Origin of the sequence: Thermocatellispora tengchongensis, from assembly GCF_014202315.1 — a bacterium.
GTDB lineage: Bacteria > Actinomycetota > Actinomycetes > Streptosporangiales > Streptosporangiaceae > Thermocatellispora > Thermocatellispora tengchongensis.
The window spans coordinates 449,035-460,807 of sequence record NZ_JACHGN010000005.1; the positions used below are offsets into that span (position 1 = coordinate 449,035).

General features: G+C 72.1%; 10 protein-coding genes. 4 read left to right on the forward strand and 6 right to left on the reverse strand.

The features are described 5' to 3' along the window. The first annotated feature begins 62 nt into the window (after positions 1–62). Positions 63–1,340, forward strand: a complete 1,278-nt coding sequence (locus HNP84_RS14170; protein WP_185050121.1) for a pectate lyase family protein — start codon at positions 63–65, stop codon at positions 1,338–1,340. Positions 1,341–1,385: 45 nt separating this feature from the next. Here the strand turns inward: HNP84_RS14170 and HNP84_RS14175 are convergent, their stop codons facing one another. From HNP84_RS14175 to dapA, 4 genes are all read right to left on the reverse strand, one after another. Then, on the reverse strand, positions 1,386–2,870 hold the full coding sequence (locus tag HNP84_RS14175) for an aldehyde dehydrogenase (NADP(+)) (protein ID WP_185050122.1): 1,485 nt from the start codon (positions 2,868–2,870) through the stop codon (positions 1,386–1,388). 48 nt (positions 2,871–2,918) lie between these two features. Beyond that, complete coding sequence (locus HNP84_RS14180; RefSeq protein WP_185050123.1) at positions 2,919–3,692, reverse strand: IclR family transcriptional regulator; 774 nt, start codon at positions 3,690–3,692, stop codon at positions 2,919–2,921. 181 nt (positions 3,693–3,873) lie between these two features. Beyond that, positions 3,874–5,559, reverse strand: a complete 1,686-nt coding sequence (locus HNP84_RS14185) for a ribonuclease J (protein ID WP_185050124.1) — start codon at positions 5,557–5,559, stop codon at positions 3,874–3,876. Positions 5,560–5,628: 69 nt separating this feature from the next. Next, positions 5,629–6,552 carry a 4-hydroxy-tetrahydrodipicolinate synthase gene (gene dapA, locus HNP84_RS14190; RefSeq protein ID WP_185050125.1) on the reverse strand — a complete coding sequence of 308 codons (924 nt, stop codon included), beginning with the start codon at positions 6,550–6,552 and terminating at the stop codon, positions 5,629–5,631. A gap of 336 nt (positions 6,553–6,888) precedes the next feature. Between dapA and HNP84_RS14195 the strand changes: the two genes are divergently transcribed. Beyond that, positions 6,889–7,638, forward strand: coding sequence for a GntR family transcriptional regulator (locus tag HNP84_RS14195; protein ID WP_185050126.1), 750 nt, complete (start codon positions 6,889–6,891; stop codon positions 7,636–7,638). 104 nt (positions 7,639–7,742) lie between these two features. On the opposite strand, the gene HNP84_RS14200 is transcribed toward HNP84_RS14195, so the two are convergent. Beyond that, positions 7,743–8,777: an aldo/keto reductase gene (locus HNP84_RS14200; RefSeq protein WP_185050127.1), complete on the reverse strand. Its 1,035-nt coding sequence runs from the start codon at positions 8,775–8,777 to the stop codon at positions 7,743–7,745. 85 nt (positions 8,778–8,862) lie between these two features. On the opposite strand from HNP84_RS14200, the gene HNP84_RS14205 reads away from it, so the two are divergent. Beyond that, positions 8,863–9,480, forward strand: a complete 618-nt coding sequence (locus tag HNP84_RS14205) for a TetR/AcrR family transcriptional regulator (RefSeq protein ID WP_185050128.1) — start codon at positions 8,863–8,865, stop codon at positions 9,478–9,480. Here the strand turns inward: HNP84_RS14205 and HNP84_RS14210 are convergent. Beyond that, on the reverse strand, positions 9,468–10,238 hold the full coding sequence (locus HNP84_RS14210) for an alpha/beta hydrolase family protein (protein ID WP_185050129.1): 771 nt from the start codon (positions 10,236–10,238) through the stop codon (positions 9,468–9,470). The genes HNP84_RS14205 and HNP84_RS14210 overlap by 13 nt on opposite strands. Before the next feature lie 310 nt (positions 10,239–10,548). Here HNP84_RS14210 and radC point away from each other — a divergent pair, with 310 nt between their 5' ends. Then, entirely contained in the window at positions 10,549–11,214 is a 666-nt protein-coding gene (gene radC, locus HNP84_RS14215) for a RadC family protein (protein ID WP_185050130.1), read from the forward strand. Positions 11,215–11,773: the final 559 nt, after the last annotated feature.

Below are 11,773 nucleotides of genomic sequence, written 5' to 3' on the forward strand. Positions count from 1 at the left end.
CGGCGGCCCCGTCCCGACCGCGGGGCCGCCCTTCTCCTCACCTGACCTGTGGAGGACGTCCCATGTTCCGAGCCCTCGCGCTCACCACCGCCCTCGCCCTGCTGATGACGCCCGTCGCCGCGCACGCCTCCTCCTCCGGCGGGCCGCCGCTCGGCCGCCAGGTGCTGCCGGCCGGCGACGGCTGGGGATCGGCCGGCACCGGCACGACCGGCGGCTCGGCCGCGCCCGCCCGCAACGTGCACGTGGTGTCCACCCGGGCCCAGCTCGTGGCCGCGCTGGCGGCCCCCGGCCCGCGCATCATCCTCGTCAAGGGCACCATCGACGGCAACGACTCGATGACCTGCGCCGACTACGCCACCGGCGGGTACACGCTGGAGGCGTACCTGGCGGCGTACGATCCGGCCGTCTGGGGCCGCGACGCCGAGCCGTCGGGCCCGCTCGAAGACGCCAGGGCGGCCTCGGCGGCCCGGCAGACCGCGCAGATCAAGCTCAAGGTCCCGGGCGACACCACGATCGCCGGCCTCGGCGACGACGCCGTGCTCAAGGGCCTGAACCTGCACATCGACAAGGTCGACAACGTCATCGTGCGCAACATCACCTTCGTGGACGCGGCCGACTGCTTCCCGCAGTGGGACCCGACCGACGGCGCCGAGGGCAACTGGAACTCGCTGTACGACAACATCTCGGTCACCGGCTCCACGCACGTGTGGATCGACCACAACACCTTCACCGACGGCGACAACCCCGACTCGGCGCAGCCTCGGTACTTCGGCCGCCCCTACCAGGTGCACGACGGCCAGCTCGACATCACCGCGGGCTCGGACTTCGTCACCGCCTCGTGGAACCGGTTCTCCGGCCACGACAAGACCATGCTGATCGGCTCCACCAACAACCCCGCCACCGACGCGGGCAAGCTGAACGTCACCGTGCACCACAACCACTTCGAGAACGTGCTGCAGCGGCTGCCGCGGGTGCGCTTCGGCAAGGTGCACGTCTACAACAACTACTACGAGCTGGGCGAGGACCTGGTGTACGCGCTGGGCGTCGGCGTGCAGTCGCAGATCTTCGCCGAGAGCAACGTCTACCGGCTCGCCCGCGCGGTGGAGCCGTCCCGGCTGGTGTACGACTGGGGCGGCACCGCGCTGACCGCCAGGAACGACCTGCTGCGCGTCGGCGGCAAGACGAAGCCGATCGACGTCGTGGCGGCCTACAACGCCGCCCACGACCCCGACCTCGGCACCGACGCCGGCTGGACCCCGACCCTGCACACCGGCATCGACCCGGCGTGGTCGGTGCCCCGCTCGGTGTCCCGGCACGCCGGCGCGGGCGAGGTCGGCTGAGGTGACCCGCGCGGCCCGGGGGCGGCGCCCCCGGGCCGCGCCGTGTCAGACCTCCAGGCGGCCGTCCACGCGGCGCGGGATGCCGAGCGGGTTGGCCTCGCGCAGCTCGTCGGGCAGCAGTTCCTCCGGCCAGTCCTGGTAGGCCACCGGGGTGAGCCAGCGTGCGATGGCGCTCGCGCCCACCGAGGTGTGGGCGGGCGAGGTGGACGCGGGCCAGGGGCCGCCGTGGTGCATGGACCAGTTGACGGCCACGCCGGTGGGCCAGCCGTTCCAGATCAGCCGCCCGGCCGTGCGCCGGAGCACCGCGGCCACGTCGCCGGCCTCGCCGGGGTCGGTGGCGTGCACGGTGGCGGTGAGCGAGCCGGGGATGCGGGCCAGGACGTCCGGCAGCAGCGCCGGGTCCTGGTAGGTCACCACGATGGACGCCGGGCCGAAGCACTCCTCGGCGCTCAGCGGCAGCGCGTCGGCGAAGGAGGCCAGGTCGGTGACGAACACCCGCGGGGTCGCGCCCCACGGCCCCGGTCCGGGCTTGCCCTCGGCCAGCACCGAGGCCAGCCCGGCCAGGCGCTCCACGCCGCCCGCGAAGCCCTCGCTGATCCGGCCGCTCAGCATCGGGCCGCCGGAGGACCCGGCCACGGCCTCGGCGATGGCGCCGCGCAGGCCCTCGTCGTCGGGCACGAACACCAGGCCGGGGCTGGTGCAGAACTGGCCCACCCCGAGCGTGAGCGAGGCGGCGTACGCCTTGGCCAGCGCGGCGACGTCGCCCTTGAGCGCCGACGGCAGCACGACGACCGGGTTGACGCTGCCCAGCTCGCCGTAGAACGGGATCGGCGTGTCACGCTCGTCGATCAGCTTCTGGATCGCCTTGCCGCCGGGGATCGAGCCGGTGAAGCCGACCGCGGAGACCAGCGGGTGCTGCACGAGGAAGCGGCCGGCGTCCATGCCGTGCACCACGCCGAGCAGGGCCGGGTCGGGCAGCGCCGAGCGGATCACCGACGCGCTCAGCTCGGACGTGCGCGGGTGGGCCGGGTGCGCCTTGACCACGACCGGGGTGCCCGCGGCGAGCGCGGAGGCGGTGTCGCCGCCCGCGACCGAGAACGCGAAGGGGAAGTTGCTGGCCGCGAAGACGCCGACCACGCCGGGCAGCGGGTGGTTCATCCGGCGCACGTCGGGGGCGGGCGGGGTGGCGTCGGGCCTGGCGTGGTCGATGACGGCGCCGGCGTACGCGCCGTCGCGCAGCACCTTGGCGAACAGCTTGAACTGGCCGGCCGCGCGGGCCACCTCGCCGCGCAGCCGCACCTCGCCGAGGGCGGTCTCGGCGTCGCCGGCCGCCCACAGCTCCTCCACCTGGGCCGTCAGCGCGTCGCCCACGGCGTCGAGCACGTCGGCGCGCTCGGCCGCGGACATCGCCCGCCACGCCCGCCCGGCCGCGTCGGCGGCGCGTACGGCGGCGTCCACATCGGTGTCGGTGGCCTCCTCGAAGGGCTCGCCCACCGGTTCGCCCGTGCGCGGGTCGTATCCGTGAATCATCCGCTTCCACCTCTCGTCAACAGGTAGCATGTCACACCGTACAAGGGCTCACACGGCCCCGGTACGCAGCAGGTCCGTGATCCGCCGTCCTCCGCGCAGCAGCGCCGCGACGATGCGCTCCTCGTGCGCCTCGTCCAGCCGCGCCAGCGGCACCGACACGCTCAGCGCGTCGGTCACCGGCTCCCGGTACGGCAGCGCCACCCCGAAACAGCCGACCCCGGGCACGTTCTGTTCCCGCTCCCGGGCGAACCCGCGCACCCGGACCTCCCCCAGCTCCCCGGTCATCAGCGCGCGCCGGTCGGTGAGCGTGTCCGGGGTGAGCGGGGCCAGCACCTGCGGCACCAGCTCCTCGGCGTCGGGGCGCCGCGCCAGGATCGCCCGGCCCAGCGCGGTCGCGTACGCCGGCTGCCTGCGGCCCACCCGCGACCCGGAGCGCAGGTGGTGCAGCGACTCGCGACTGGCCAGGTAGACCACGTCGTGGCCGTCCAGCCGGGCGAGGTGCACCGTCTCGTTGACCTCGGCCCGGATCTCCTCCAGCACCGGCGTGCCGACGCGCACCAGCGGGTCGCGGTCGAGGTAGGACGTGCCCACGAGCAGGGCCCGCACCCCGATCCCGTACGCCGAGCCGGCCGGGTCGCTCTCCACCCACCCGCGTCCGACCAGGGTCTGCAGCAGCATGTACAGGCTGGACTTGGGATAGCCGAGGTCGCGCTGCAGCTCCGCCAGCGTGAGCCGGCGGTCGGCCCGCGCCAGCGCCTCCAGCAGCTCGACCGTGCGATCGGCGGACTTCACCGGCGCTCTGCCGGTCTCCGTCGCTGCCATCTACGCCCCCTCGCCCGACGACGCCTCCCGCGGCTGCCGTGGATCGGCGCACCGATTCTCACAGCCGGCTACAAACGTTCACAAGTCTGAACAAGGTTTTACGTTGGCGAACAAATCCGGACTTCAGGCTAAGACCAGCCGAAAGCCCGCTTCGCCGGTCGCGGCGAAGCGGGCTCCACGCTCAGACCTCGACGACCACGGGGATGATCATCGGGCGGCGGCGGTAGGTGTCGCTGACCCAGCGGCCGACGGTGCGGCGCACGACGCGGCGAAGCTGCTGCACGTCGTTGACGCCGTCGAGGGCCGCCTCCTCCAGCGCCTTCTCCAGTTGCGGCAAGACCTCGTCGAACGCCTCGACGTCTATGCCCGAGCCCCGGGCGTGCACCTCGGGGCCGCCGGTGAGCTTGCCCGTGGTGGAGTCGACGACGATGACGATCGAGATGAACCCCTCGTCGCCCAGAATGCGCCGGTCCTTCAGCGCCACGTCGGTGATGCCGCCCACCGAGAGCCCGTCCACGTAGACGTACCCCGCGGGCACCGCGCCGACGATCCGCGCGCGTCCGTCGATCAGATCGACGACCACGCCGTCCTCGGCGATGACGATGTGATCCTCCGGGACCCCGGTCAGCGCGGCCAGGCGCGCGTGGGCCCGCAGGTGCCGCCACTCGCCGTGCACCGGCATGAAGTTGGACGGCCTGGTCAGGTTGAGCACGTACAGCAGCTCGCCGGCGGCGGCGTGGCCGGAGACGTGCACCCGGGCGTTGCCCTTGTGGATGACCCGGGCGCCCCAGCGGGTGAGGCCGTTGATCACCTTGTTCACGGCGGTCTCGTTGCCCGGCACCAGCGAGGACGCCAGCAGCACCGTGTCGCCCTCGGCGATGCGGATCTGGTGGTCGCGGTTGGCCATGCGCGACAGCGCGGCCATCGGCTCGCCCTGCGACCCCGTGCAGATCAGCACGACGTCCTCCGGCGGCCACTCATCGATCTCGCGGGAGTCGACCATGAGCCCCGGCGGCACCTTCAGGTAGCCCAGGTCGCGGGCCACCCCCATGTTGCGCACCATCGACCGGCCCATCAGGGCGACCTTGCGGCCGTGGGCCTCGGCGGCGTCGAGCACCTGCTGCACGCGGTGCACGTGGGAGGCGAAGCAGGCGACGATGATCCGCTTCTCGGCGCTGCGGAACACGTCGTCGATCACCGGTGCGATGTCGCGCTCGCTGGTGACGAACCCGGGGACCTCGGCGTTGGTCGAGTCGGACATCAGCAGGTCCACGCCCTCGCTGCCGAGCCGGGCGAATCCCCCCAGGTCGGTCAGGCGGCCGTCCATGGGGAGCTGGTCCATCTTGAAGTCGCCGGTGTGCAGCACGATGCCGGCGGAGGTGCGGATCGCGACGGCGAGCGCGTCGGGGATCGAGTGGTTCACCGCGAAGAACTCGCAGTCGAACGGCCCGAACCCGTGCCGCTCCCCCTCGGCGACCTCGCGCTTGACCGGCTGGATGCGGTGCTCGACGAGCTTGCTCTCGATCAGGGCCAGCGTGAGCCGGGAGCCCACGAGCGGGATGTCGGGCCGCTCGCGCAGCAGGTACGGCACCGCGCCGATGTGGTCCTCGTGCGCGTGCGTGAGCACCACGGCCTCCACATCGCGCAGGCGGTCCCTGATGTACTCGAAATCAGGGAGGATCAGGTCGATCCCCGGCTGGTCCGGCTCGGGGAACAGCACGCCGCAGTCGACCACCAGCAGGCGGCCGTCGTACTCGAAGACCGCCATGTTGCGGCCGATCTCGCCGAGTCCGCCGAGCGCCACGATCCGCAGCGCGTGGGCGGGCAGGGGCGGCGGCGGGCCTAGCTCGGGGTGCGGGTGACTCATGCCCGCCCTCCGAACCGGTTACGGGTTTGTCTGTCTCTCAAGCTGTCCTTTCCTCCCCATGGGTTGACTTCACACGACTCCATCGGAAGGCTTCACGCCTCCCGCTACCAGGTCTTCCCTGAGCACGCCGATCTGCTCCTCGGTGGCGTCCACGAGCGGCGGGCGTACGTGCCCGCCCGGCCGGCCCATCAGGTTCAGCGCGGCCTTGGCCATGATCGCACCCTGGGTGCGGGTCATGATCCCCGTGACGACCGGCAGCAGCCGCCGGTGCACCTCGCGCGCCCCCGCCACGTCGCCCGCGCGGTACAGGTCGATCATCGCGGCCAGGTCGGCGCCCACCACGTGCCCCACCACGCTGACGAACCCGGCCGCGCCCACCGACAGCCAGGGCAGGTTCAGCGCGTCGTCTCCGGAGTAGTACACGAGATCGGACTCGGCCATCACCTGCGAGCCCGCGAACAGGTCGCCCTTGGCGTCCTTGACGGCCACGATGCGCGGGTGCTCCCCCAGCCGCAGCAGCGTCTCGGTGTGGATCGGCACCCCGGTGCGCCCCGGGATGTCGTACAGCATGACGGGCAGCCCGGTCGCGTCGGCCACGGCGGTGAAGTGGCGGTAGATGCCCTCCTGCGGCGGCTTGTTGTAGTACGGCGTGACCAGCAGCAGCCCGTGCGCCCCCGCACGCTCCGCGGCCCGCGCCAGCTCGACGCTGTGGTGCGTGTCGTTGGTCCCGGCCCCCGCGACCACGCGGGCGCGGTCGCCTACCGCCTCGACCACGGCGCGCAGCGCGCGGTCCTTCTCCTCGTCGGAGGTCGTCGGGGACTCGCCGGTCGTGCCGTGCACGATCAGCCCGTCGTTGCGCTGCTCGTCCACGAGGTACGCGGCGAGGTGCTGGAGCGCGTCGTAGTCGAGCGCGCCGTCGGCGGAGAACGGGGTGACCATCGCGGTCAGCATGCGGCCGAAGGGGGCGTCAGAGGTTCCAGTGGGCGATGCCATAAACCGAACGGTACCCGGAAGCGCTGCACCCTATGGACCCCGCCACCCCGCCACCTCCCGGGCAGCGCCCCCCGGAACGGAAAGAGGTCGCCGATATGTGCTCGGGGGTACACACATCGACGACCTCTACCGGAGAATCGGCGGCCCTATGGCCGGCGTTACACAGATCCTCGGAAATTTTTTGCCCGGGGCCGCCACAAGGGCAAAGTTGGAGTACCAACCGACCCCGGTCACGCCCTGTCGTCACACGGATACGCCAAGATTGAGCCACCGTTCACGCAAGCGGCCCCCTCATCCTGTCCTCCCCCGCCCCCCGACACGAGGATGTACAGACACGTGGCAAGCTCCGATCCGGTCTACCTTCGCGTGGTCGAGGACCTCCGTCGCCAGATCCGCGACGGCCTCCTGCCACCGGGCGCCTCGATCCCCTCGCGGGCTCAGCTCACCCGCAAGTACGGCGTCGGCGAGACCGCCGCACGGCACGCCCTGCGGGTGCTCGCCGCCGAGGGACTGATCTACGGGCGGGTGGGCTCCGGCCACTACGTGCGCGACAGGCCGGTGCTCACCCCGCTCCACCGCTGGCGGCACCACGACCACCACGCCCCCATGGCGGCCGACCTGCAGAACCAGAACCGCCGCATCACCTGCACCTGGCGGGTGGAGCGGGCCGAGGCGGGCCGCGCGATCGGCCAGCGCCTGCGGGTGCCCGAGTCGGCCCCGGTCGTCCGCACGCGCTACGTGATCCGCGACGACAACTCGCCGGTGCAGATCGCGTGGTCGTACGAGCCGATGGGGCCCGGCGACGCCGCCGAGGGCCAGATCCTGCCCACCGAGGGCTCGGGCGACCGCCAGGGCCTGGTGACCCGCATGGCCGCCCAGGGCATCAAGATCACCGAGATCGTCGAGACCGTGCGCACCAGAATCCCCGAGCCCACCGAGATCGACGCCCTCGACCTCGTGGCCGGCGCCCACGTCCTCCACGTCGAGCGCACCCACCTGGCCGGCGACCGCCCGGTCGAGACCAGCGACATCATCGTCTCCGGCGACCTGTTCAGCCTGGTCTACAGCATCCCCGTCCCGACCTGACCCCGCCCGCGCCCCGGGGCGCCGGGCGGCGCCCCGGCACCGTCCGCCCGCCTGAGACGGTCGTCTCAGGCGGCCATCGCGGGCGGCCATCGCGGGCGGCCGTCTCAGGCGGCCGGAGGGTTGAGCCGGGCGAAACCCTCCTGCCGGCGGTAGGGGAAGTGGGGATAGGGGACGGTCACCGCACTGGCCGCGTCGAGGCGGGCGATCTGGTCCGCGGTCAGGGCCCAGCCCACCGCGCCGAGGTTGGCCCGCAACTGCTCCTCGTCACGGGCGCCCATGATGACCGACGACACCGTCGGACGCCGCAGCAACCAGTTCAGCGCGATCTGCGGCACGGTCCTGCCCGTCTCCTCCGCGATCTCGTCGAGGGCGTCCACCACCCGGTAGAGGAGCTCGTCGGCGACCGGAGGCCCGTACGCGGCGGTGCGGTGCAGCCTGCTCCCGGGCGGCAGCGGCCGGCCCCGGCGTACCTTCCCGGTGAGGCGTCCCCAGCCGAGCGGGCTCCACACCAGCGCGCCGACGCCCTGGTCCAGGCCGAGGGGCATCAGATCCCACTCGTAGTCGCGGCCCACCAGCGAGTAGTAGACCTGGTGGGCGACGTAGCGCGGGTAGCCGTACCTGTCGGAGACGTCCAGCGACTTCATCAACTGCCAGCCCGAGTAGTTGGACACGCCGATGTAGCGGATCTTCCCGGCCCGGACGAGCTCGTCCAGGGTGGCCAGGGTCTCCTCGACCGGGGTGCGGGCGTCGAAGGCGTGCAACTGGAACAGATCGATGTAGTCGGTGCCGAGCCGGCGCAGCGCCCGTTCCACCGCCCTGACCAGGTGCTGACGCGAAGCGCCGGCCTCGTTGGGCCCCTCGCCGACCGGCAGGCCGGCCTTCGTGGACACGATCACCTGGTCGCGCCGCCCCTTGATCGCCTCGCCGAGGATCTCCTCGGAGGCCCCGTCGGAGTAGACGTCGGCGGTGTCGAAGAGAGTGACCCCCGCCTCCAGGCAGATGTCCACCAGCCGCCGCGCCTGGCGGGCGTCGGTGTCGCCCCAGGCGGAGAACAACTCGCCGCTGCCGCCGAAGGTGCCGGCCCCGAAGCTCAACGCGGAGACCATGAGCCCGGAAGCCCCCAGCCGTCGTTGTTCCATGGTGTGACCACCTCCCCATCGAGCCACTAACGGTTCCGTGGTTCCGTTAACATCGGGGATGACGCTAGCACGAGGAGGGTCATTAATGGAACTGGAGTCCCGTGAAGCGGAGCCGGGGACCGTACGGCCGGGCGGGCGCACCGCCCGGGTGCGCGCGGCGGTGCTGCAGGCGGCCGGCGACGTCCTGGCCGAGCGGGGCTTCGCCCACCTCGACCTCGCCGACGTCGCCCGCCGCGCCGGCGTGGGCAAGACCACCGTCTACCGCCGCTGGGGCACCGTGACCGCCCTGGTCGCCGACCTGCTGGTGGACATGGCCGAGCAGTCGCTGCCCCGCTCGCGCACCGGCTCGCTGATCGGCGACCTGAAGGCCAACGCCCGGCTCGTGCAGCGCACACTGACCGACCCGCGCCAGGGCCCGCTGTTCAAGGCCGTGATCGCCGCCGCCACCTGCGACCCCCGTACCGCCGAGGCCCTGCGCCGGTTCTACGACACCCGCATCTCGGAGTGGGCCCCCTGCGTACAGGAGGCGGTCGAGCGGGGCGAGCTGCCCGAGGGCACCGACCCCCGCGAGGTCATCCGCGCCGTCTCCGCCCCCCTGTACTACCGCCTGCTCGCCAGCGGCGACCCCCTCGACGAGGCCGCGGCCGACCGCGCCGCCGAAGCCGCGGCCGCCGCGGCCCACGCCGGCGTCTACGCCCGCTGAAGACGGCCGGCCGCGTCGTCACCTCGCAGAAGGTGCCGGGCGAAGAAGCGCAGCGAGCTGTCCGGCTCGAACGCCGGTACGTCCGCGTGGCGGCCGGGATTGGCGTGCAACGTCTTCTCCCGCGAGGCGAAGGCGTCGAACAGCGCCAGGCCCGAATCGCGCGGCACCAGTTCGTCGTCCCACTGCAGCAGGAACTCGACCGGGATCGTGACCCGCGCCGCCGTCCCGGCCAGGGTCTCGTGGCCCGCGAGACCGAAGACGGCGGCGGTGATCCTCGGTTCTGCCACCGCGAACGGCACGCCGATCACGCTGCCCAGCGAAACGCCCCAGAAGCCCACCGGCCCGTCCGCGCCGACGCAGTCGAGGTGCTGCAGGGCGTCCAGGGTGGCCCGCCACTCGGGCACGGCCCGCACCGCCAGCGCGGCGTTGTGCCGCGCGATGTACGGGCCGATCGGCTCGCCCGCCGCCATCCGTTCCCTGATGCCCTCGCCGAACCGCTCGTCCTGCCCGGTTCTCGGCCGGTCCCCGTGCCCGGGCGCGTCGATGGCGGCCACGGCGAAGCCGCAGCCGGTCACGTAGCGCCGGGCCCGGGCCACCAGCCCTGGGGCCCTCTTGTGCTGGCCGCCACCATGGGCCAGCACGACCAGGGGCCGCCCTCCGGTGGCATCGGCGGGCGTCCAGAGCACGCCGGGGATGCCGTCGAGGGTGAAAAGACGTTCCGAGACGCCGTCGAAGGTCGTCTCCGAGATGAAACGCATAGGTGCGTTGCCTTCCGGGAGTGTCCTGCGGGCGCTCCCACGGCCACCTATGTCAGATGAACCACCCACTCGCAGCAGAGGGGAGCACCCGGCCTGATCCAGCGGTAATGGGTCTCACCTCCTCGGGTCGATCACGAGCACGGCGATGCTAGCAAACCCACCCCCCAGAGCCAGACCGACGAGACGTGACGGTCAGACAACAGACGGCGATCAGCAGAGGTCAGGACACGGCCCGTGACCGGGCACGAACTGCAGACTGTCGGCCCCTCCTGGTAATCCTTTCTCCAGGCCCCGACCCCGGGAGGTACCGATGCGCGTCAAGGACATGCCCGCCCGCGACCAGCCTCGCGAGCGCCTCCTGGCCGAGGGCCCGGCGGCCCTGGCCGACCGCGAACTGCTGGCCCTCCTGCTCGGCTCGGGCAGCAAGGGCACCAACGCCGTGGAGCTGGCCTCCCTGCTGATCGCCCACTGCGGCGATCTGGAGGAGGTCGCCCACTCCGAGGCCCACCGCCTCCTGGCCGTCCCCGGCATCGGCCCCGCCAAGGCGGCCCGCGTGGCCGCCGCCTTCGACCTGGTCCGCCGCACCTTCACCGCGCCAGAACGCGGCAAGATCACCTCCTCCGCCGACCTCGCCAACGCCGCCGCCCCCATGCTGCGCGGCATCGGCCACGAACGCATGGTCGCCGTCATCTGCGACACCGCCGGCCGCGTGATCCGCAACACCGTCATCAGCACCGGCGGCGCCGACCACTGCCCCGCCTCGGTGCGCGAAGTCATCACCAAGGTCCTCACCAGCGGCGGCGCCGCCTTCGGCCTGGCCCACAACCACCCCGCCGGCTCCCTGGAGCCCAGCCGGTCCGACCTCGACTTCACCGCCCACCTCGAAGAAGCCGCCGAAACCGTCGGCCTGCGCCTCCTGGACCACCTCGTCGTCACCACAAGAGCCTGGCGCGGCATCCCCCTGAAGCACCGCTGATCCCCGCCCCGGGCGCAGGCGCCGCACCGTCAGCGGGACCAAGACCGACCACCAGGCCCATAAATTCAACAAACGCCCACAAAAGCGGGGCATTACCGACTACCGAAAACAGTCAGGTTCACCCAGATAACGGCGCCGAGCGCCCGCAAATCCGACCTTGATCATTCAATCCCCCGCCCGGAAACGCCAGAAATGTCAAGCATCGCGCGTTCACAGGTAGCCGCGCGGGATCGCTAGGCTATGCGTTACCACCTCTTGGTCGTCCATACACGCGGGCGATTCGTGAAATGGTCGCCCGACGCGGCGACCGGACCGGACAGGCTCCGCCCGGGAGCCCCAGGCCGGTCGCTCTCCTGCCCCGCACGGGGGTAACGATCGAGGGGAGGTGATACTCATGGCGAAACACCGTCATGGTGCCGGAGACCAGAAAAAGGGGAGACCCCCCATCCGCCGCTGGGTCGGCCTGGGAGTCGCAGCCATCGGCTGCGGCCTCCTCCGCGGACTCGGCGAATGGATCTGGACGCATTTCTTCGGCCGAAACGGTGACGGCCCCGGACCC